The following is a 21,162-nucleotide window of genomic DNA, read 5'->3' as shown; positions in this document are numbered from 1 at the left end:
GGATGCCGGACGGGGGCCGGGACCGGCCCCTGCGGGGACGTCGAAGGGCAGGACCGGTGGCGAACGAGCCGGAACACATCGAGGAGCGGGGCGCGGCGGCACCGCCGCAGCGCACCACGGCCACTTCTCCAGGCGGGCCGGCCGCGGCCCCCGGGGGCGGTGCGGCCGGTCCGCCCGCCGTCCGCATCCAGGGCCTGTGGAAGAAGTTCGGCGAGCAGATCGCCGTCAACGGCATCGATCTGACGCTGCCCGCCGGCCGCTTCATCGGACTGGTCGGCCCCAACGGCGCGGGCAAGACCACCACCCTCTCCATGGTGACGGGCCTGCTGCGGCCGGACTCCGGGGTGGTCGAGATCGTCGGGCACGACGTCTGGCAGGACCCGGTGTCCGTCAAGTCCCGGATCGGGGTGCTGCCCGAGGGGCTACGGCTCTTCGAGCGGCTGTCGGGCCGTGAACTCCTCGGCTACATAGGGCGGTTGCGCGGTCTGCCGGGCGACGAGGTCGACAAGCGGGCCGCTCAGCTGCTGGACGTGCTCGATCTGGCCGGCTCGCAGCACAAGCTGGTGGTGGACTACTCCACCGGTATGCGCAAGAAGATCGGGCTGGCCGCGGCGCTGCTGCACAACCCCGAGGTGCTCTTCCTCGACGAGCCCTTCGAAGGCGTCGACCCGGTGTCGGCGCAGACGATCCGCGGCGTACTGGAGCGCTACACCACCTCCGGTGCGACGGTGATCTTCTCCAGCCATGTGATGGAGCTGGTCGAGTCGCTCTGTGACTGGGTCGCGGTGATCGCCGCCGGGCAGATCCGGGCGGACGGCCCGCTCGCGGAGGTGCGCGGCGCGGCCCCCTCCCTCCAGGACGCGTTCCTCGAACTCGTCGGCGCGGGCGACCGGGGCGCGGGAGCGAACCTGGACTGGCTGGGCGGTGGCGGCGCCCGATGAGCACCGAATCCGCCGCGGCGGCCGTACGACCGGCCGCCGCGCCGTCCCTGACCGCCGTCTTCGTACGGCTGAAGCTGACGCTGCTGCGCAACGGGCTGCGCCAGTCGACCGGGCGCACGCTGGCGTATGTCTCCTCCGTCCTGGTGGGCCTGCTGTTCGCCGCGGGTGTGGTGACGGGGCTGATCGCGCTGCGCGGCAACGCCCATGTCGGCGCGCTGGTCGTACTGCTGACCGGGATGCTCACCCTGGGCTGGGCGGCGATGCCGCTGTTCTTCCCGGCGAGTGACGAGACCCTCGATCCGACCCGGCTGGTCATGCTGCCGCTGCGGCCACGGTCGCTGATCGTCTCGCTGCTGGTGACCTCGCTCGTGGGCATCGGCCCGGTCGTCACCCTCGCGCTGGTGACCGGCTCGGTGATCGCCGTGGCCGACGGGGCGGCCGCCGCGGCCGTCGGCGTGGTGGCCGTGGTCCTGGTGGTGCTGGTGTGTGTGTCGCTGGCGCGGGCCGTCGCCACCGCCTCGGTACGGCTGCTGACCAGTCGGCGGGGCCGCGATCTCGCCGTGCTGAGCGGTCTGTTCATCGCCCTGGGCGCCCAGGGCGTCAACATCGCCGCCCAGAAGCTGGGGCGGCCGGACGGTCTGGCCGTACTGGAGCCGCTGGGCGACATCCTGCGCTGGGTGCCGCCGGTCTCGGCGGTGGCCGCCGTCGACGACGCCGGGCACGGGGCGTACGGGCGGGCGCTGACCGGCCTGGGGCTGACGGTGCTGGCGCTGGTCCTGCTGCTGTGGTGGTGGCAGCGCACCCTGACCACCCTGATGACATCCCCGGACTCCTCCACCCTCCAGGCGGTGGAGAAGGACAGCGCACGGCGGGCCGACGGCGGGGAGCGGGGCCTGGCGCGGCTGCTGTCGCGCGGGCGCACCGGCACGGTCATCCTCCGTACGCTGCGCTACGGCTGGCGCGACCCCAAGTCGAAGATGGCATGGTCGACCGCGCTCGCCGCCGGACTGCTGGTGCCGGTCATCTCGTCCCTCCAGGGCAACGGCAGCATCTACACCGCGTTCTCGGCCGCCACGCTGCTCGGCATGCAGATGTACAACCAGTTCGGGCAGGACACCTCGGCGTTCTGGATGGTCGCCTCGACGATCTCGACCCCGCGCGACGCCTACCAGGAGCTGCGGGCCCGCGCACTGGCGCTGGCGCTGGTGGCCGTCCCGTACGTCACGCTGGTCGTCGTCGGCAGCGCGGCGCTCATCGGGCCGTGGTCGGCCTTCCTGGAGGTGTACGGGCTCTCGCTGGCGGTGCTGGGCGCGCTGCTGGCCACCGGGGCGCTGTCGTCGGTGTTCTTCCCGTACTCGATCCCCTCGGAGGGCAGCAAGAACGTCGCACCGGGACAGGGCGCGATCGCCTGGTTCAGCCTCTTCGGCGGGGTCGTGGTGGGTGCCGTGCTGTGCGCACCGCTGCTGGCGCTGACGATCTGGCTCCATGTCGCCGGTCTGCACCACCTGTTGTGGGTGCTGCTGCCGGTCGGCGCGGTCTACGGCGTGGGCATCGCGGAGCTGGGGCTGCGGGTGATGGCGCCGCGGGCCGCCCGGCGGCTGCCGGAGATTCTGGCGGCCGTCAGCAAGGGCTGAGCGCGCGCCGGCCGGTCGGCGGTAGCCCCGCCGGGGAGTTATCCACAGGCCGCACCGGCCGGCGCGCGGTGGCGGTAGCGTCATCCACGACCTGGACGAGGGGTGGTGGGGGCGGTGCGGCGCACCGGATGGGTGCTGGCGACGGGCTGGTTGGCGGTGCTGTTCTGCGCCGGGGCGGTGCAGGCGGCGCCGGCCGGCCCGCACGCGTCCGGCGACCCGACGCAGTACGCGTACCTCGCCGCGCAGCTCCGCGAGAGCCCGGTCTATGTCAGCGACCAGATCCCGCGCGAGGTCCCCCGCTCGACCGCGCCCGCCTTCGCCCGCGAGGCCCGGCGGCTGGGCGTTCCGGCGTACGTCATGGTCCTGCCGCAGTCCTCCTACGGCGCCGACGCGGACGGCCTGCTCGCCGGTGTCCACGACCGGCTGGGGCGCCGGGGCCTGTATGTCGCCCTGAGCGACTCGGGCCTGGACGCGGCGCAGACCTACGGCGTGGACCTGCCCGGCACGGCGGACGCCGTCTCCGAATCGGTGTACGCGATGCCGTACGACGCCACTCCCCGCGAGGTGTTCCGGCACTTCGTCGAGGTGGTCACCTCCGGGCAGGCACATCAGCGCGCCGAGGAGGCCCGCGCCGCACACGAGGACGAGGGGCTGGACGACGGCCCCGGTCTGCACACCGACACCACCGAGCGCGAGAACCAGAGCTTTGTGACCGGCATCGCCGTTCTCGGCATTCCGCTGTCCGTGCTGCTGGTGACGGTCCATACCCTCCAGCGGCGCCGGGTGCGGCGGGCCGCGGCGGCGGGCGGAGGGGTGCGCGTACCGACGGCGCGCGGCGGTACCCAGGGCGGTGGCAAGAAGGCCGGTGGGGGCAAGAAGGCCGGCAAGGCGGCGGGGAGCGCCCGGCAGCGGCCGGTCGCCGGTCCCGGTCCGTTCCCCCGCGCGCGGCTGCTGCCCCTGATGGCGGGTGCCGCCGTGCTGGGCGGGCTGATCGCCTTCACCGCGTCCCAGGTCTTCGACGACACGACCAGCGGCGACGGCTCCCGTCCCACGGCCGCCGATACGCGGGCCCGGATCGACCGGGTGTCCGCCGGGCTGCGCCGCGACCCGCTCTACCTCGACCCGGAGAGCCGCTCCACGCTGGACGGCGCCGAGCGCGACCGGCTCCGCAAACGGCTGCGGGAGCTCGACGTTCCGGTGCTGATCGCCGCCCTGCCCACCCCGCCGGACGACGAGTCCGGGGGCAGCACGGAGCTGCTGGCCAAGCAGGTGCACGACCGGCTGCACCGCGATGCCCTGATGGTGTTCGCCGACCCGGCGACCGGCGGCATCGAACTCGTCAACTACAGCCCCCGCGTCGATGACAGCTACCTCGTCGACCGCCCGCGCGACCTCACCTACACCGGGCCCGCCGAGGAGCAGCTGGGCCGTCATCTGGACGAGCTGCTCACGTATGTCGGCAAGGCCCCGCGGGCCAAGACGGGCGGCAGTCCCTATGAGCCGCCGCCCGCCGACGACCCGGTCGAGGAGAAGGCGCTGCCCGGTCTGTTCACCGGGGACTTCGAACCCGGCATGGTGATCGGCATGTTCGCCGCGGGTCTGCTCTTCGGGCTGGTGGCGGCGGCCCGTGCCGTCGTCCGCCGGCTGGTCCGGCGCAGGAGACCGACGGCCCCGGGAGCGGGCGGTGCCGCGGCCCCCGCGGCGCCGGACCGGCCCACCCTGGCCTGGCTGCGTCGCACCGCCCGGCAGGATCTCGACGCCCTCACCGCCGTGTTGGAGGCTTCGGCCACGCCGCCCGAGGAGGCCCGGCGCCGGGCCTGGGAGTGCCTGGACGCCGCGGCGCTGCTGATCGACGGCGACAGCGACGGCCGGATCGACGCCGACGCCGGCCCCGTCGGCCTGGCCTGTGCCGTGGTGCTGGCCCGCGCCGGACGGAACGCGCTCGGGGAACCGGCCGCCGCGCGGCAGGTCTGCCACCGCAACCCGCTGCACGGCGCGGCCCGCCGACGCGCGACGGCCCGGCCCGCCGACGGCGGCGCGGCGCGGTCACTGCCGGTGTGCGAGGCATGCCGGGTGACGCCCGGCCCGGTGTTGCGGCTGCGCTCCCCGGGGAGCGGCGGACGCGGCGGATACGTCCCGTACGCCACCCTGCCCGGACCGCTGGCCGCGCTCGGCGACGGCGCCGGAATCGATCAACTCACCCGCGATGTACGGGAGTACTTCGGTGTGCACTGACCTCCTCCACCCTGCAGGCCCGCAGCGGGCCGCCGCCACCGCCCGGCGGCTGCGCAGGGCCCTCGCCGCCGGCGCCGCGTCCGTCGCGCTGCTGTGCTGCACCGCGGCGCCCGCCACGGCCGCCGAGAGCCCGGGGCAGAAGATCGCCGACGCGCTGCGCCGCTCCCCCGTCCATGTCGACCCGTCCCTCACCTCGGCCGTCGACGCGGAACAGCAGCGGGAGCTGGTCGCGCGGATCCGGCGGACCCATCTGCCGATCCGGGTCGCGCTGGTGCCGCTGGTCGAGGGCGACAGCTGGGGCGGCAAACCGGAGCAGCTCGCCGAGGTGGTCCATGACCGGATGGGCGGCGGCCCGGCCATCCTCATCACCCTCGGGGAACAGCCCGGGGACATCTCCGCCCGCGAATGGCCTTCGGACGCGCATCAGTCGTTCCACGCCGCCGCCGCGGTCTACTTCCAGAAGGACATGAAGGGCGCGGGCCCGGCGAAGCGGGTCGCCCGCGCGATCGACATCATCGAGGCCGGCAACGGCGATGCGGTGTACGAGCGGGCCACCGCCGATCTCGGCGCGCCGGCGCCGACGCGGACCACGGCGGACGGCGCGGGCGCGAAGGCCGCGTCCGGGCACGGCTCCTCTCTCGTACGGCTCCTGTCCCTCGCCGTCGGGCCGGTGCTGTTGCTGGCCGCGGTGGGGCTGTTGCTGCGGCGCCGGTCGCGGCTGCGGGACCTCTCGACGCCGTTCGCGCTGCCGCGCTCGGTCTTCGCCGCCGCCCGGCAGGCGGACGAGGCGGGACTGCGGGACCGGGCCGCCGAGGAGGTCGTCCGGCTGGGCGAGGAGGCGCGCACCGCACAGGGCGCCCCGGCAGCGGTCGAGCGGGCACTCGACGCGTATGCCGCGGCCGGGACGGTCCTGGACCGGGCGCGGGGAGTCCCGGATCTGGCAGGGGTGTTCGCGCTGGTCGCCGAGGGCCGGGCGGCCCTCTCCGGGGCCGCGGAGGCGCTCCCGCTGTGCTTCTTCCATCCCCTGCACGGCCCGGCCGTCCGCCGCATACCCTGGCGGCCGCTGGGCCGGCGCGAACAACTGCGGGTGGCCGCCTGCGAGACCTGTCTGCGCGCGATACGCACCCGGCGTGCCCCGGAGGTGCTGACCGACCGGCAAGACGGCCGCCCGGTGCCGTACTTCGAGGTCCCCGCCGAGGACAGCCTCTGGGCGGCCACCGGCTACGGCTCCCTGCTGAGCGGCGTCGACGACTCCCTCGCCGGGCGGGTCCAGCGCGGCGACTTCGCCCGCACCCGGGACTGACCGGGGCACGGCTCCGGGCCTCTCGGTCACCCACGCCGTCGACACGGCGCACAGACAACACCAACCGCCCCGTGCCAACCCGCGCTGACCGCAACCCACCGCCCGCCACCGCCCGTCGGCCCGTGCCCCCACGCCGCACACGGCCCGCAGCCCGCAGCCCGCCAACATCCCGCCGCCGAAAGCCGACAGCCGGAACCGGAATCCCCACCCCCGCACCCCCACACCCCCGCCCACACCCCCGCTTTCGAAGATTTCTCCGGCAATTGATGCCACATATCAATCGCGTTGAATTCGCCGCCAATTGGACAAACGCTCGGCAGAACACCCCAGCCTTTTCGGGAATTTCACGCGAATCACCGGTGACGGTCACGGGCCCCGCGCACGGCAATGCTTCGACAAATCCGAAAGCCCCCTCCTATGCTCCGCTGACACAGCCGTTCGCACACCCATGCGGCCGTTCACACGCCCATGGAACCGAGTGGTGCGACGGGGGAAATGTCTGTCAGGAGAATGCTGTGCTGCACAAGAAGACCGCTTTGCTGCGCGCCGCCGCGCCCGTCGCCGTACTGGCGCTGGCACTGACCGCCTGCGGCGGCAACAAGAAGAGCACCGCCACCGACGACGCACCCAAGACCAAGACGGAAAAGGGATCGTCGGCCCCGGCGGACAGCGGTGAACTGAAGGCCGGTCAGGGCGGTACGGGGAAGTTCAAGGAAGACAGCGGGACCATCACTTACGAGGTCGCCGCGCAGAAGGTGCATGTGAGCACCGAGGCCGAGACCAAGAAGCTGGTCTCGGACCCGAAGCGGGCCAAGGGCCTGGTGACGGCCACCGCGTGGGTGAAGTACACGAACAAGGGCGGCGGCGTCGTCAAGGAATCGCCCGATGTGGCCGACGAGTCCGAGATCTACGCGGACGGCCAGCGCGGCGGTCTGCTGATCGGTGCCGCCGAGGACGGTCCGGGCTGTGAGGACACCCTCGACATCGAGAACTGGAAGGCGGGGCAGAGCCACACCATCTGCCAGACCTACATGATCCCCAAGGGCGCGAAGTCCGTGGAGGTCCACTGGGCGGGTGAGGGCCAGAGCGGCTCGCCGCTGATCTGGAAGTTCGACAACGCCGGCTGAGCCGACGGAGCCGACCACAGGCCGGATGCCGTGCGCCACGCCCTCGGGGCCGTGGCGCACGGCAGAGGGCTGTTACGCCGGCATCGTGGCGGCGTGGAGAAACGGTTCGATGGCGGCGCACCAGGCGTCGGGCTGTTCCCACGGGAGCAGATGTCCGGCGTCGGGGATCTCGGCATAGGCGCCGCGGGGCAGCACCCGGACCATCTCCTGGGCCTCGGCGCGGCCGAGTTCGGCATCGAGGCCGCGGACCACGAGGGCCGGGCAAGGCACCTGGGCGAGCTCCTCCCAGTGGGCGTCATGCACCCAGGTCTCCCGGGCGCTGAGCATCTGCCGGCGGGAGAAGACGGGCCGCCAGCCGTCGGCGCGCTCGGCCATCACCTCGGCGAAGAACTCCCCACGGGCGGGTCTGGGCCGCTCCAGGGTCGGATCGTCCTCGCCGAACCACTTACGGACATCAGCAAGGGTGGCGAACGGCACCGGCCAGGACCGGAACCACTCGGTCCATTCGCGCTGCGAGGCCGCGCCGAGCGCCGATGCCCGCATATCGCAGATGACCAGCGCACTGACCAGATCCGGGCGCCGGGCCGCTAACTGCCAGGCCGTCAGGGCACCCATGGCATGCCCGACCAGGGCGACCGGGGCGAGGCCGAGCTGCTCGATGGCAGCGATGGCGTCATCGACATACGCCTCGCGGTCGAACGGCCCCTCGGCGGGCTTCTCGCTGCGGCCGTGGCCCCGCTGATCCAGCGCGACCGGGCGGTGACGGGCACTCAGGCGGCGTGCGGTGTCCGCCCAGTGCGAGGCGCGCCCCATCAGGCCATGAAGCAGCAGCACGCCCGGCCGCTGCTCGCCCTCCTCCAGCCCGCCGCCGATCTTGGGCGGGTCGGTGAACTCCCAGGCGGCGAGTCGCACGCCGCCGGCCCCTGCTACATCGATGCGCCGCACCATGTGCCCTGGCACCCCCAATCGTCCCTTGAGCAGCTTCACACTATCGAACCCCCATTCGAACGCACCGTTCCGACGCGGAACACCCCTCGTTCGAGTGACCTCGCTCAAGGATTGGCCGCGCCCGCCACGGGGAGACATCTGCCGGGAGGCGGGCCCTACCGGGAAGGGGGCCCGTGGGGACAGACCCTGGGAGCTCGGGGCTCCGGGTCTGGGGTGGGGGACATGGGGAGGCAGGGCCCCGGCTGCTCGCAGCGCCGGGGCCCTGACTGTCTCCCGCACAGGTGGATGCATCCGAGCCCCCTCCCTGGCCAGGACAGGCCGATGCATGGCCATGCGTCAGGGTGGCACGAGACCGGCGGTATCGCACGGATTCGCACAAGTCCGTTCAGCGGGCAGGAACGGGCCGAGCCCGCCGAACGGCGCGTCGGCGCAGCTCAGCGGGCTCGTGGGCGAGATATGGGCGGACGTGCGAAAAGGAAACCAGCCGAAACCGAGTCAGCGCTTGGCGACAAACACATGCGAGGCGATCTCGGAGTCCAGCTCGGCGGCCTCGCCGCTGCTGCCGACCAGCACCCCGGCCGGCGACTCCGTCACGCTCACCACGGCGCCCGGCTGCACACCGGCCCGCCGCAGCGTGTACATCAGCTGGGCGTCCGCCTGGATCGGCTCGCCGATCCGGCGCACCACTGCGGTCTTCCCGTCGGCCCCGGCGTCCAGGTCCATCAGGCTCACCATGCCGGCGTCCAGGAACGGGTCGCCCCCGGTCTTCTCGCCCAGCTCCTCCAGCCCCGGGATGGGGTTGCCGTACGGGGACTCCGTGGGATGGCGCAGGAGTTCCACGACGCGGCGCTCGACCGCCTCGCTCATCACATGCTCCCAGCGGCACGCCTCGGCGTGCACCTGCTCCCATTCGAGCCCGATGACGTCGACGAGCAGGCACTCGGCGAGGCGGTGCTTGCGCATCACCCGCGTCGCCAGCCGGCGGCCCTCCTCCGTCAGCTCCAGATGCCGGTCGCCCGCGACCTGAAGCAGGCCGTCTCGCTCCATGCGCGCCACCGTCTGGCTCACCGTCGGGCCGCTCTGTTCGAGCCGCTCCGCGATGCGGGCGCGCATGGGCACCACACCCTCCTCTTCCAGCTCGAGGATGGTGCGGAGATACATCTCCGTGGTGTCGATCAGTCCGGACATGCGTGCCCCTCGATGTGTGGTGCGGTGGCCCTGGACTCAATTCTGACGCATCCCACTGACAACGGTGCCGCCTCGTCCACGCACCGGGCCTTCACGGCCGTATTGACAGGGCACTGGTCCAGACCGCAACGTGATCCGCGCCACTGATCAAATACGCCGAGATCCGACGAGAGGGGCCCGCGGCAATGGCTGAGAGCGACCGGAGCGACCGGCTGGCCGGGAAGTACTTCGACGCCGCGATCGACCTGCTGCGGCGGGTCCGCGACGAGGAGGGCGACCGGATCACCGCCGCCGGAACGCTGATCGCGGACACCGTCGCGGCGGGCGGCCGGGTCTTCTCCTTCGGTGCCGGGCACTCCTCGCTCCCTGCCCAGGACACCGTCTACCGCGCGGGCGGCCTGGCGATCATGAATCTGCTGTCCGTCCCGGGCGTGGTCGGCGTGGACGTGCGGCCGGCGACCCTCGGCAGCGCGCTGGAACGGGTCGACGGGCTGGCCGGGGCCGTATTGGACACCAGCCCGCTGAAGCCGGGCGATGTGCTGGTGATCATCTCGCTCTCCGGACGCAACGCGCTGCCCGTCGAGATGGCGCGGTACGCCCGCGCCCTCGGCATCAAGGTCATCGGCGTGACGTCGATGGCGTACGCGGAGGCCACCACGTCCCGGCACGCCTCCGGGGACTTCCTCAAGGACCACTGCGATCTCGTACTGGACAGCCGGATCCCGGTCGGTGACGCGGAGCTGACCCTGACGGGCATCGACGCGCCGTTCGCCCCCGCCTCCACGGTCGTCACCAGCGCGATCATGCAGGCCGTGGTGGCGACGGCCGCGGGCACCCTCGCCGAACGGGGCATCGAGCCGCCGCTGCTGCGCTCCGGGAATGTCGACGGCGGGCACGACTGGAACGCCGGGGTGATGAGCGCCTACGCGGACCGGATCTTCTACCGGCAGTGAGCGGCCCGCGCGCTCAGCTGGAGGCCGCACCCGCGAGATCCAGGGCCGCCGCGATCCGGGCCGCGACCTCCTCGGCGTAGTCCGCGTCCGCGCGGTCGAACGGGCGGCGCGCGGGCGCCCGCAGAAAGGTCGCGACGCCGAGCCGGCGGCCGCGGCTGCACAGCACCACGCACAGCCCGTGCACGGTGCCGTCCGGCCAACGACGGGCCGCCGCCCAGCCCTCGGGCGCGGCGGGCCCGGCGCTGGTACGCACCGAACCGCGCCGCTCGTACGCCTGGAGCGCCGGATGGCCCGGCACATACGGCACCGGAAGGCCGGTCGCCGCCGGTGACCCCGACGGGCCGGGCGAACCGGCCGGGGACGCCAGCGCCCGCACCAGCCGGGGCGTGCCCACCGGCGTACGGGGCCCGGCCTCCGCGCCGGTGGCAGCGGTCTCCCCGGCCCCGGCCCCGGCTCCGGCCCTGGACTCCGGCTCGGCACCACCCGCCACACCGGCCACACCCGCCGCGCCCTCCGTCTCGTATGCATCGAGCGCATCGCCCTCGGCGACCGCCCCGAACGGTGCGGGCGCGGGTGTCGAAGCGAGATCGACCAGGCCGTGGTCGGCGAAGCCCGCCAGGGCGAAATCGAGGTGGACCGCGGCGGCGTCGGCCGGGTCCGGGCAGTCCGCGGCCGCCCGGCCGGCGCGGTGGAGCTGCTGGGCGCGGAAGCGCAGCAGGGAGTTCTCCTGCTCGGCGCGCTTGGTGGCCGTGACGTCCTGGAAGAGCCAGGCCACGCCCAGCGGTACCGGCTCCTCCGCCAGCGGGGAGGCCAGCCGGACGAAGCCGCTGCGCCAGCACCGGCGCGGCACCTCGGCCTCCTCGGTACGCAGCGTCACCCACAGCTCGCTGACGGCCGGCGGCGCGCCCTCGGCGAGGACGTGCTGAAGGGCGCACTCCAGCTCCTCGACGCCCTGCGCCAGCAGCTCGCCCAGGGGGCGGCCCAGCAGGGCCGTACGCCCCACGCCCAGGGCACGGGCGGCGTGCGCGTTGACGACCGCGGGCCGCAGATCGGCGTCTATCAGCACCACGCCCCACGACGCGTCCTCGAACAGCGCCTCGCTGAGCGCGATGGACCGCTCCAGATCCAGCTGGGTGTGCACCTCGCTGAAGGCGCAGTACACCCCCGCGACCCGGCCTCCGGGGGCACGGACCGCGGAGGACTGGGTGCGGACGAGCACGCGGTGGCCGTCCTTGGTGAGCAGGGCGAACTCATGGACCTGGCGGCCCGGGGAGCGCATCGCGGCCGCCAGTGCGGCCTCGATCCCGTCGGCGTCCTCCTTGCGGACCGCCCAGCCGGTCAGGCCCGTACGGCCGACGGCCTCGGCGGTGGTCCAGCCCAGAATGCGCTCGGCCTCGTGGTTCCAGTGGGTGACCGTGCCGTCCGCGGCGAACGAGACCAGGGCGGCGTCCATCCCGTCCAGCAGCGCGGCGAGCAGACCCGAGTCCTCGGTCTCGTCGGCGGCGCAGCGCGCCGAGGCCGACGCGGCGGAAGAAGCTGACGAAGCAGTCACTGGCACCCCTCACGAACGCGGCCACACATGCTCCACCTGGGAACATTCAACTGGAACGTGACACAGCACACACGGGATTCGCGGAAATCGTTGCCAAGGGGAAATTCCCTTGTGTGCGGCCGGACGGCTTCCTACTGTGTTGAGCACACGAGAAGGGAGGTGGTTCGGCAGATGATTTCGCACCGGACGCGTGAGGTGGCTGCGGGCTAGCGGCCCGTCGCTTCACCGCAGTGCAGCGCCGGACCAGCGCATCCTTGAGATGCGCAGCCGGCCAATCCCAAGCAGTCACCCGACCCGCGGGCTGCCGGTTCGTCCGACCGGCCCTTCGCGCCACCGAGCGCGGAGGAACGAGCCCGCGGGTCGTCTGCGTCTGTGTCCGTGTCTGTGCCCGCGCGACACGACAGGCGCACGCCCGGCGGGCATCCCGGCGGCGCCCGCCCACCCTCAGGGCGCCAGGCGCTCCACGCTCCAGCCGGCGCCCGCCCGCACGTACCGCAGCCGGTCGTGCAGCCGGTTGAGCCGGCCCTGCCAGAACTCGATCGTCTCGGCGGCGATCCGGTAGCCGCCCCAGTGCGGCGGCGCCGGCACCTGCTCGCCCTCCGGATAGCGGGCCGCCAATTCCTCGTAGGCGCGCTCCAGTTCGTCGCGCGAGGCGACCCGGGCGGACTGGTCACTGGCCCAGGCGCCCAGCTGGGAGCCGTGCGGGCGGGTGCGGAAGTAGGCGGCGGTCTCGTCCCGGCCGATGCGCTCCGCGGTGCCGGTCACCACGACCTGGCGGGCGAGCGGGTGCCAGGGGAAAAGCAGCGAGATGGCCGGATTTTCGGCCAGTTCCCGCCCCTTCCGGCTGTTGTAGTTCGTGAAGAACACGAAGCCGCGGTCGTCGAACGCCTTCAGCAGGACGGTCCGTGAACTCGGCCGGCCCGCCGGGTCCACGGTCGAGACGACCATCGCGTTCGGCTCGTGCAGACCGGCCACCGTCGCGTCCTTGAACCAGCGCGCGAACTGGTCGTACGGGCTGGCGGCGAGGTCGGACTCGACGAGTCCCTCGGCGCGGTAGTGGGCACGCATCGAGGAGGGGTCGGGGGTCTCGGCATGAGGCGCGTCGGCGGGGTGCACGGCCTCATCTTGCAACACCCGGTCCGACACGGTCAGCCGGGAGGGGCGGAAGTCTGCCCCTCGTCGACCGGCCGTAACCCTCCCGACAGCAGATCGACCGGTGCGCGGGTCGCACCCCTCCGCGCAGGTGAGGGACCCGCCACAATCAGGGGCAGGCCCCCTGTGGCCCCCGGGCGCGGAGAGCTATCGTGTCCGTCCGGCCTGACGGGGCGCACCACCGCACCTGCCCGCCCGCGGCCCGACCACTGCGGGCACGACCGTCGCGTGACCCACGCCCTGGCAGGGCATCACCGGGGTGACCGGTACGGACCGCGAGCTGCCGGCGCAGCCGCGGAACCGCACCGGCACCGCACACCAGAGACTCGACCGCACGGCAGCTGGTCACGGACCGTTTGCCGTCCCCATCTTGAGGAGCTGCCTGATGTCCGACTTCGTACCCGGGCTCGAAGGAATCATCGCGTTCGAGACGGAGATCGCCGAGCCGGATAAGGAAGGCGGTTCGCTCCGCTACCGCGGTGTGGACATCGAAGATCTCGTCGGCAAGGTGTCCTTCGGAAACGTCTGGGGGCTGCTGGTCGACGGGGCGTTCAACCCCGGACTGCCGCCCGCGGAGCCCTTCCCCATCCCGGTGCACTCCGGTGACATCCGGGTCGATGTGCAGTCGGCGCTCGCCATGCTCGCCCCCGTATGGGGCCTCAAACCGCTGCTGGACATCGACGAGCGGACGGCCCGGGACGACCTCGCCCGCGCCGCGGTGATGGCGCTGTCGTACGTGGCCCAGTCGGCACGCGGGCCGGGCCTGCCGATGGTGCCGCAGAAGGAGATCGACAAGGCGGAGACCATCGTGGAGCGCTTCATGCGGCGCTGGCGCGGTGAGCCGGACCCGCAGCACGTCAAGGCCGTCGACGCCTACTGGACCTCGGCCGCCGAGCACGGCATGAACCCCTCCACCTTCACCGCCCGCTCCATCGCCTCCACCGGCGCGGATGTCGCGGCCGCGCTGTCCGGTGCCGTCGGCGCGATGTCCGGCCCGCTGCACGGCGGTGCGCCCTCCCGTGTCCTCGGCATGATCGAGGACGTCGAGCGGACCGGCGACGCGTCGGCCTACGTCCGGCAGGCGCTGGACAAGGGCGGCCGGCTGATGGGCTTCGGCCACCGCGTCTACCGCGCCGAGGACCCCCGCGCGCGGGTGCTGCGGCGCACCGCGCAAGAGCTGGGCGCCCCCCGCTTCGAGGTCGCCGAGGCACTGGAGAAGGCCGCCCTCGCGGAGCTCCGCAGCCGCCGCCCCGACCGGGTGCTGGCCACCAACGTCGAGTTCTGGGCCGCCATCGTCCTCGACTTCGCCGAGGTCCCCGCGCACATGTTCACCTCCATGTTCACCTGCGCCCGCACGGCGGGGTGGAGCGCGCACATCCTGGAACAGAAGCGGACGGGCCGACTGGTGCGGCCGTCGGCCCGATACGTGGGGCCCAATGCGCGTAGCCCTCGCGAGATCTCGGGCTACGAGGACATTGCGCCTCGGTAGGTCTTTTGGCTGACCCGCCGCGGGTCGTCCCGCCGTTGCGCCTGCGGCGGGCGGGTGGTTGTCGGGTGCGGTGACGGGCCTCCGGGGCCGGTGTGTGGGACTGCTTCGCTTTACGTCCCACACACCGGCCCCTCCGGCCCGTCCCCTCCCGTTGAGGGAGTGAGTGACGGTGGGTGGGGGCGTGCCACTCGTAGCCAGTTCACTGCGACCGACAAGGCGCACCGGACCACCAACATGCGCCCCCACCGACCGTCTTCCCACCCCTCAACGGGAGGGGACGGGTCGGAGCGGGTGGGGGTTTCCGGACGTAAAGCGAAGCAGTCCGGAAACCCCCACCCGCGCAGACCCGTCACCGCACCCGACAGCCCCGCGCAGCGGACCCCGCCCGCCGCCAGGCGCAACGGCGAGGTCCCACACGGCGGGAAAGCCAAAAACGTCGACCGAGGCAAAGCGCAGCGGAACGGCGGGACAGCCGAAAACGTGGGGAGGCCCCCCTACCGCCCAAGGACATCGTCGATGATCTTCGCCCACTCCTCGACAACCTTGGCCCGACGTGCGGAGTCATCCGTCAGGAGATTGGCGAGGCCCAGGCCCCGGGCCATGTCGAGCAGGCCCTGGACGGTCTCCCGCACGCCGGGGGCCGATTCGTCGGCGTCCAGGAGCGCCACCGCCGTCCGGTGAGCCTCCCGGCCGACCCGAGCCTCCAATGCGGTGACGCGGTCACGCAAAGGCTCTTCGTCGGAGGCGGCCACCCACAGATGCAACGCCGCGCGGAACAGCGGCCCCGTGTAGAGGCCGACGAGCTCCTCGACGACGACCCAGGTACGGGCGACGGACCCCGCCGGAGGCAGCTTGTGCGCGACCGCCGCGACCGCGGACTGCCGCTTCTCGGCGACGTGTTCGACGGCCGCCGTGAAGAGGTCCTCGCGGGTGCGGAAATGGTGCTGGGCGGCGCCGCGGGAGACGCCGGCCCGCTCGGCGACCACCGCGACCGTGCTGCCGCTCCAGCCGCGTTCCGCCAGGCAGGAGACGGCGGCCTCCAGGAGTTTGAGGCGGGTGGCGCGGCTGCGTTCCTGCTGGGGCTGCTTGGGGCCGCGGGCGGGGGTCAGCGCGCCCATGCGGGGGCCCGCCGTTCCAGGAAGGCGGTCATGCCCTCGCGGGCCTCGGCGGAGCCGAAGAGCTGGGCGGACTGTTCGGCGAGCGCGTCGGTGTCGCGGTCGAAGGTTTCCAGCACCTGGGCGGTGACCAGCTTCTTCGATGCGGCCAGGCCCTGTGGGGAGCCCTTGCGCAGGCCGTCCAGCAGGGGGGCGAGGCCGGTGTCGACGTCGTCCGCAGCGAGGGTGACCAGGCCGATCCGGGCCGCCTCGGCCGCGTCGAACTTCTCGCCGGTCAGGTAGTAGCGGCCGGCCGCACGGGGGTCCAGCCGCGGCAGCAGCGGCAGCGAGATCACGGCGGGGGCGAGGCCGAGGCGGGCCTCGGTGAAGGCGAAGGTGGCGTCGGGTCCGGCCACGGAGATGTCGCAGGCGCCGAGCAGGCCGAGGCCGCCGGCCCGGACGTGTCCGGTGACCCGGGCGACGACCGGTTTGGGCAGCGCCACGATCGCGCGCAGCAGCCGGGCCAGGCCCAGCGGGCCGTCCTTCGCGGTGCCCGAGGTGGCCTCGGAGAGGTCCGCGCCGGCGCAGAACGTGCCGCCGGTGTGGGTGAGGACGACGGCGCGGGTGCCGTCGTCGGCCGCGGCGTCCGTGAGCGCCTGGTGCAGTTCGGCGACCAGGCGGGTGGAGAGAGCGTTGCGGTTGTGCGGGGAGTCCAGGGTGAGGGTGGTGATGCCGCGCTCGTGGGAGCGCGGGACCAGGGGTGCCGCGGGGGCGTCGGGCGTCGGGGCGTCCGTCTTCGGCGCGTCGGTCATCGGGGCGTCGGGCTCCTTTCCCTGGCGCGGAGTTCGCGCCGCAGGATCTTTCCGGTGGTGGCGCGCGGCACGCTGGCCAGGAATTCCACGCGGCGCACTTTTTTGTACGGGGCGACTCGTCCGGCAACTTGGCGTCCTCCTCGCCATGGGTGGCGGGGATTCCCCTTCTCAGGGGTTTCGGCCGGTCGCCCGGCTTACAGGTTCCTGCTTCGGGGACCGGCTGGTGCCGAGGTCTCCACAGGCTGGAAACGCGAGCCCCGCGTCCCTTTGATTCTTGGCCGCGTTCACATCAGCGTGGTCCCGGTGTCCGCAGGCGGTGCACTCGAAGGCCGCTTGGCTCTTGCGGCTCTTCGCATCCACATGCCCGCACCGGTTACACGTCTGCGAGGTGTAGGCGGCGTTGACGAGAAGAATCTGGCTGCCCGTGTGGCGAGCGGCGTTGCGTAAGGCTCGTTCGAACTTGTGCCAGCCCTTGTCGAGGATCGCTCGGTTGAGTCCGGCTTTCTGCCGGACGTTACGGCCCGGCTGGTCAAGTGATCCCGACGCGCTAGCGGTCATGTTCCGGGTACGCAGGTCTTCGAGGACCACAAGAGCCTTGCGGGCTGTGATGCGATTCGCGGTGTAGGCGCAAAAGTCAGTGCGCCGATCGGCAGCCCTGCCCGCGATCCGGCCCAACGCCGCAACAGTCTTGCGACGGTTCGTAGAACCCTTCTTCTGCCGCGCCAGCTTCTGCTGCAACCTGCGGTATCGCACCGTCTCGCCAGGAGCGATGAACTGCCGGTCGTGGAAGGTTCCATCGCTGGTGACGGCCGCCACCGTCACGCCCCGATCGATGCCGACAGCGGTGTCCGGCAGCGCATGCTTCTGCGGCGCCTCGCGCCCTTCGTCCACGAGAAAGGACACAAACCACTGTCCGCCCTTCCGGCTGACAGTCGCCGAACGGATCTCACCGCCAAGAGGACGAGACCAGCGGAACCGGACCCAGCCCAGCTTGAGAAGCTTGACACGCCCCCACTTGCGGCCCAGCCGTTCCACCGCAATGCTCTTCCCGGCCGGGAACCGGAAAGACGGAGACCACCGCATCTTCGAACGCCACCGGACACTGAACGTGCCGTGTTCACGGCACGCACGGTCCAAGTCCCGGAGAGTCTGCTGGAGCACTTGTGCAGGCGCGGTCTTCAACCACGGATGGTCGAGCTTGGCCTCAGCGAGTTCAGCAGTCTGCGGTACATAGTCCATCCACACGCCGCGCCGACGGTACTCCCTGCGCTGTTCGAGGCCGGTGTTCCACACGGCGCGACAGATGTCACCGAACTCTTGGCACTGCTTGGACTGTTCAGCCGTCAGTTCAAGCCGGTACCTGCGGCCCGACAGCATGGAAAGACCTCCTCCCACAATGATGCGACCACGCTAGCGCGAACCACTGACAACGCAGCAGGCTCCGCAAACGACTCCGCTTCCTTGACAAGCGCAGTCCCGCCCTCAGTACGACTTGGGCAGCCCCAGGGACTGGTGCGAGACAAAGTTGAGGATCATCTCGCGGCTGACCGGCGCGATCCGCGCCACCCGGGCGGCGGTGATCATCGAGCCGAGGCCGTACTCCTTGGTGAGGCCGTTGCCGCCGAGAGTGTGGACGGCCTGGTCGACGGCGTGCACCGCGGCCTCGGCCGCCGCGTACTTGGCCATGTTGGCGGCCTCGCCCGCGGCCAGATCGTCGCCCGCGTCATAGAGATGGGCCGCCTTCTGCATCATCAGCCGGGCCAGCTCCAGCTCGATATGGGCCTGCGCGAGCGGGTGGGCGACGGCCTGGTGGGCGCCGATGGGCTCCTTCCACACCTGGCGGGTACCGGCGTAGTCGACGGCCCGGCCCAGCGCGTAGCGGCCCATGCCGAGGGCGAAGGCGGCGGTCATGATCCGCTCCGGGTTGAGCCCGGCGAACAGCTGGAGCAGTCCGGCGTCCTCGTCGCCGACCAGCGCGTCCGCGGGCAGCCGCACCTCGTCCAGGGTCAGCTCGAACTGCTTCTCCGGGGCGGACAGTTCCATCGCGATCGGGCTGCGGCCGAAACCGGGGGTGTCGCGCGGCACGATGAACAGGCAGGGCTTGAGGCGGCCGGTCCGGGCGTCCTCGGTGCGGCCGACGATCAGGGTCGCGTCGGCGATGTCGACGCCCGAGATGAAGACCTTGCGGCCGTTGAGGACCCAGTCCTCGCCGTCCTTGCGGGCGGTGGTCGTGATGCGGTGCGAGTTGGAGCCGGCGTCGGGTTCGGTGATGCCGAAGGCCATCTTGCGGGAGCCGTCGGCGAGGCCCGGGAGCCAGGTCCGCTTCTGCTTCTCGGTGCCGAAGCGGGCGATGACCGTGCCGCAGATGGCGGGCGAGACGACCATCATGAGCAGGGGGCAGCCCGCGGCGCCCAACTCCTCCAGGACTATGGAGAGTTCGACGATGCCGCCGCCTCCGCCGCCGTGCTCCTCGGGGAGGTTGACGCCGAGGTAGCCGAGCCGTGCGGCCTCCGACCAGAGGTCGTCGGTGTGCGCGCCCTCCGCCACGACGCGGGCGAAGTACTCCCGGCCGTAGCGGCTGCCGAGGGCGGCGACCGCTTTGCGCAGGGTGCGGTGTTCCTCGGACTCGATCGTGGGGGTGCCCATGGGGTCTCCTCGTGTCGTCGGTTGCGGTGCGTTGTCTTGTGCGGCGCCGTTTCCCGCCTTCGGCGGTGGGGGGGCTTTGGGGTGGGGCCCGGGTGTGTGGGGGCGGGCGGTGTCGTGGCGGGCTCCACCTCGGTGGGGGGAGGGGTGACAAAACCGGGTCCGTTGTGGTCAGTCCGTGACGACGGCCAGGAGGGTGCCCAGCTCTACCTGTTGGCCTGGGGTGATGGGGAGGGTGGTGAGGGTGCCGGGGGCGGGGGCGGTGATTTTGTGTTCCATCTTCATGGCCTCCAGCCACAGCAGGGGCTGGCCGGCCTGCACCCGGTCGCCCTCGGTGAGGCCCTCGGCGATCCGTACGACGGTGCCGGGCATGGGGGCCAGGAGGGAGCCGGGTTCGGTGCGGGCGGTGGGGTCGGGGAAGCGGGGCAGGGCGGTGAAGGTGTGGGAGGTGGGGGCGGTGGGTGCGCCCGGGGCGGGTGGGGCGTCGACATGGATGCGGTCGCCGTAGCGGGAGACCGTGAACTGGCGGCGTAGACCGTCGACTTCGAGGACCACCTCGTCGGGGCCGAGGGTGAGCAGCCGTACGCCGGGGAAGTCCTCGGCCCGCAGGCCGTCGCGGCCGAGGCGGTAGCGGATGGTGTGCTCGGTGCCCGCGCCGGTGTAGGTCTTGGTCTGGGGGCCGGAGGGGACGTTGCGGAAGCCGCCGAAGCGGGAGCGGCCGTGGGAGTCGGCGAGGGCCGCGGCGAGGGCGAAGACCGGGGCGCCGTCGGCGTCGTGCGTGGTGAGTTCGGTGAGGTGGCGGTCGTAGAAGCCGGTGTCCAGGGTGCCGGGGTCGGTGAACTCCGGGTGGCGCAGGGAGCGTACGAGCAGGTCGCGGTTGGTGACGGGGCCGTGGATGCGGGCCCGTTCCAGGGCGCCCGCCAGCTTGCGTACGGCCTCGTCGCGGCTCGGTGCCCAGGCGATGGCCTTGGCCAGCATCGGGTCGTAGTGGACGCCGATGGTGTCGCCGTCGGTCACGCCGGAGTCCAGCCGGACGCCGTCGGGCAGCGCCAGCCGGTGCAGGGTGCCGGTCTGCGGCTGCCAGCCGGCCGACGGGTCCTCCGCGTAGAGCCGCGCTTCCACGGCGTGCCCGTGTGGGTGGGGCGGGGCGGCTTCGAGGGGGCGGCCCTCGGCGATGCTCAGCTGGAGGGCGACCAGGTCGAGGCGGTAGACGGCCTCGGTGACGGGGTGTTCGACCTGGAGGCGGGTGTTCATCTCCAGGAAGTACGCCCGGCCGGTGCGGTCCACCAGGAACTCGACGGTGCCCGCGCCCCGGTACCCGATGGCGCGGGCGGCGCGCTCGGCGGCGTCGTGCAGGGTTGTCCGCAGCTCCTCGGACAGGCCGGGGGCCGGGGCCTCTTCGATGACCTTCTGGTGGCGGCGCTGGAGGGAGCAGTCGCGGGTGCCGAGGGTCCAGACCGTGCCGTGGCCGTCGGCGAGGATCTGCACCTCGACGTGGCGGCCGCCGACGACATAGGGCTCGACGAAGACCTCGCCGTCCCCGAAGGCGGCTGCCGCCTCGGCCGCGGCAGCCTTCAACTCGCCTTCCAGGGCGTCCAGTTCGGTGACGACGCGCATTCCGCGGCCGCCGCCGCCCGCCGCCGCCTTCACCAGCAGCGGCAGCTCGGCCGCGGTGACCTGGCCGGGGTCGACGGGGGCCAGCAGCGGCACCCCGGCGTCGGCCATCAGTTCCTTGGCCCGGGTCTTGGAGGCCATGGCCTCGATGGCGGCGGGGGGCGGCCCGATCCAGGCCAGGCCCGCGTCGGTCACCGCGGTGGCGAAGCCGGCGTTCTCGGAGAGGAAGCCGTAGCCGGGGTGGATGGCGTCGGCGCCCGCGGCCTGTGCGGCCCGCACCAGCAGGTCGGCGCGCAGGTAGGTGTCGGCCGGGGCGTCACCGGGGAGCCGTACGGCGGTGTCCGCCTCCCGGACGTGCGGGGCGCCGGCGTCCGCGTCGGAGTGCACGGCGATGGTGGAGATGCCCAGCTCACGGCAGGTGCGGAAGACCCGCCGGGCTATTTCGCCGCGGTTGGCGACGAGTACGGAACGGATCAC

At 72.6% G+C, this 21,162-nt stretch carries 16 protein-coding genes; 7 read left to right on the top strand and 9 right to left on the bottom strand.

The genetic code is table 11. From position 1 onward, the window contains the following. Positions 1 to 185: 185 nt before the first annotated feature. The 5 genes from QT196_RS24430 (at position 186) to QT196_RS24410 (ending at position 7,240) form a co-directional block, all read left to right on the top strand. Entirely contained in the window at positions 186 to 941 is a 756-nt protein-coding gene (locus QT196_RS24430; RefSeq protein WP_168483946.1) for an ABC transporter ATP-binding protein, read from the top strand. Further along, positions 938 to 2,575 carry a transporter gene (locus tag QT196_RS24425; protein ID WP_168480977.1) on the top strand — a complete coding sequence of 546 codons (1,638 nt, stop codon included), beginning with the start codon at positions 938 to 940 and terminating at the stop codon, positions 2,573 to 2,575. Before QT196_RS24430 ends, QT196_RS24425 begins: the two co-directional genes overlap by 4 nt. Before the next feature lie 114 nt (positions 2,576 to 2,689). After that, entirely contained in the window at positions 2,690 to 4,810 is a 2,121-nt protein-coding gene (locus tag QT196_RS24420) for a hypothetical protein (protein WP_290355682.1), read from the top strand. Continuing rightward, entirely contained in the window at positions 4,800 to 6,113 is a 1,314-nt protein-coding gene (locus QT196_RS24415) for a hypothetical protein (RefSeq protein ID WP_290355681.1), read from the top strand. The genes QT196_RS24420 and QT196_RS24415 overlap by 11 nt, the downstream gene beginning before the upstream one ends. A 515-nt stretch (positions 6,114 to 6,628) precedes the next feature. Beyond that, the gene (locus QT196_RS24410; RefSeq protein ID WP_211117410.1) at positions 6,629 to 7,240 is read left to right on the top strand and encodes a hypothetical protein; all 612 of its coding nucleotides are present in this window, start codon (positions 6,629 to 6,631) and stop codon (positions 7,238 to 7,240) included. A 72-nt stretch (positions 7,241 to 7,312) separates the two neighbouring features. Here the strand turns inward: QT196_RS24410 and QT196_RS24405 are convergent, their stop codons facing one another. Further along, complete coding sequence (locus QT196_RS24405) at positions 7,313 to 8,188, bottom strand: alpha/beta hydrolase (RefSeq protein ID WP_168480973.1); 876 nt, start codon at positions 8,186 to 8,188, stop codon at positions 7,313 to 7,315. Between the two features lie 495 nt (positions 8,189 to 8,683). Continuing rightward, positions 8,684 to 9,376, bottom strand: coding sequence for a metal-dependent transcriptional regulator (locus QT196_RS24400; protein ID WP_042147339.1), 693 nt, complete (start codon positions 9,374 to 9,376; stop codon positions 8,684 to 8,686). 185 nt (positions 9,377 to 9,561) lie between these two features. On the opposite strand from QT196_RS24400, the gene QT196_RS24395 reads away from it, so the two are divergent. Further along, positions 9,562 to 10,329 (top strand): SIS domain-containing protein, encoded by a 768-nt coding sequence (locus QT196_RS24395; RefSeq protein WP_168480972.1) that lies wholly within the window; start codon positions 9,562 to 9,564, stop codon positions 10,327 to 10,329. Between the two features lie 13 nt (positions 10,330 to 10,342). On the opposite strand, the gene QT196_RS24390 is transcribed toward QT196_RS24395, so the two are convergent. Further along, complete coding sequence (locus tag QT196_RS24390; RefSeq protein WP_290356714.1) at positions 10,343 to 11,806, bottom strand: PAS domain-containing protein; 1,464 nt, start codon at positions 11,804 to 11,806, stop codon at positions 10,343 to 10,345. A gap of 519 nt (positions 11,807 to 12,325) precedes the next feature. Continuing rightward, positions 12,326 to 12,949 (bottom strand): pyridoxamine 5'-phosphate oxidase, encoded by a 624-nt coding sequence (gene pdxH / locus QT196_RS24385; RefSeq protein ID WP_168483944.1) that lies wholly within the window; start codon positions 12,947 to 12,949, stop codon positions 12,326 to 12,328. Between the two features lie 469 nt (positions 12,950 to 13,418). On the opposite strand from pdxH, the gene QT196_RS24380 reads away from it, so the two are divergent. Beyond that, positions 13,419 to 14,522 (top strand): citrate synthase 2, encoded by a 1,104-nt coding sequence (locus QT196_RS24380; protein ID WP_168480971.1) that lies wholly within the window; start codon positions 13,419 to 13,421, stop codon positions 14,520 to 14,522. Between the two features lie 494 nt (positions 14,523 to 15,016). On the opposite strand, the gene QT196_RS24375 is transcribed toward QT196_RS24380, so the two are convergent. The 5 genes from QT196_RS24375 to QT196_RS24355 all read right to left on the bottom strand — a co-directional run bounded on the left by QT196_RS24375 (position 15,017) and on the right by QT196_RS24355 (position 21,162). After that, positions 15,017 to 15,640, bottom strand: a complete 624-nt coding sequence (locus tag QT196_RS24375; RefSeq protein WP_168480970.1) for a TetR/AcrR family transcriptional regulator — start codon at positions 15,638 to 15,640, stop codon at positions 15,017 to 15,019. Continuing rightward, a complete protein-coding gene (locus QT196_RS24370; RefSeq protein ID WP_266734060.1) occupies positions 15,628 to 16,428 on the bottom strand; it encodes an enoyl-CoA hydratase family protein in 801 nt (266 codons plus the stop codon). The genes QT196_RS24375 and QT196_RS24370 overlap by 13 nt, the downstream gene beginning before the upstream one ends. A gap of 168 nt (positions 16,429 to 16,596) precedes the next feature. Then, positions 16,597 to 17,805 carry a transposase gene (locus QT196_RS24365; RefSeq protein ID WP_290355680.1) on the bottom strand — a complete coding sequence of 403 codons (1,209 nt, stop codon included), beginning with the start codon at positions 17,803 to 17,805 and terminating at the stop codon, positions 16,597 to 16,599. A gap of 105 nt (positions 17,806 to 17,910) precedes the next feature. Beyond that, positions 17,911 to 19,074: an acyl-CoA dehydrogenase family protein gene (locus QT196_RS24360; protein ID WP_290355679.1), complete on the bottom strand. Its 1,164-nt coding sequence runs from the start codon at positions 19,072 to 19,074 to the stop codon at positions 17,911 to 17,913. A 168-nt stretch (positions 19,075 to 19,242) separates the two neighbouring features. Next, positions 19,243 to 21,162: a biotin carboxylase N-terminal domain-containing protein gene (locus tag QT196_RS24355; protein ID WP_290355678.1), complete on the bottom strand. Its 1,920-nt coding sequence runs from the start codon at positions 21,160 to 21,162 to the stop codon at positions 19,243 to 19,245.

The sequence above is a fragment of the Streptomyces sp. P9-2B-2 genome (assembly GCF_030406865.1).
GTDB lineage: Bacteria > Actinomycetota > Actinomycetes > Streptomycetales > Streptomycetaceae > Streptomyces > Streptomyces platensis.
The sequence above is the reverse complement of the archived record's forward strand: the minus strand, read 5'-3'. Positions and strand labels throughout refer to the sequence as shown.

Bases quoted from the DNA above. Each gene is read 5' to 3' on its own strand.
- QT196_RS24425 (WP_168480977.1), top strand. From the start codon at position 938: ATGAGCACCGAATCCGCCGCGGCGGCCGTACGACCGGCCGCCGCGCCG.
- QT196_RS24405 (WP_168480973.1), bottom strand. From the start codon at position 8,188: ATGGTGCGGCGCATCGATGTAGCAGGGGCCGGCGGCGTGCGACTCGCC.
- QT196_RS24400 (WP_042147339.1), bottom strand. From the start codon at position 9,376: ATGTCCGGACTGATCGACACCACGGAGATGTATCTCCGCACCATCCTC.
- QT196_RS24395 (WP_168480972.1), top strand. From the start codon at position 9,562: ATGGCTGAGAGCGACCGGAGCGACCGGCTGGCCGGGAAGTACTTCGAC.
- pdxH (WP_168483944.1), bottom strand. From the start codon at position 12,949: ATGCGTGCCCACTACCGCGCCGAGGGACTCGTCGAGTCCGACCTCGCC.
- QT196_RS24380 (WP_168480971.1), top strand. From the start codon at position 13,419: ATGTCCGACTTCGTACCCGGGCTCGAAGGAATCATCGCGTTCGAGACG.
- QT196_RS24375 (WP_168480970.1), bottom strand. From the start codon at position 15,640: ATGGGCGCGCTGACCCCCGCCCGCGGCCCCAAGCAGCCCCAGCAGGAA.
- QT196_RS24370 (WP_266734060.1), bottom strand. From the start codon at position 16,428: ATGACCGACGCGCCGAAGACGGACGCCCCGACGCCCGACGCCCCCGCG.
- QT196_RS24365 (WP_290355680.1), bottom strand. From the start codon at position 17,805: ATGCTGTCGGGCCGCAGGTACCGGCTTGAACTGACGGCTGAACAGTCC.
- QT196_RS24360 (WP_290355679.1), bottom strand. From the start codon at position 19,074: ATGGGCACCCCCACGATCGAGTCCGAGGAACACCGCACCCTGCGCAAA.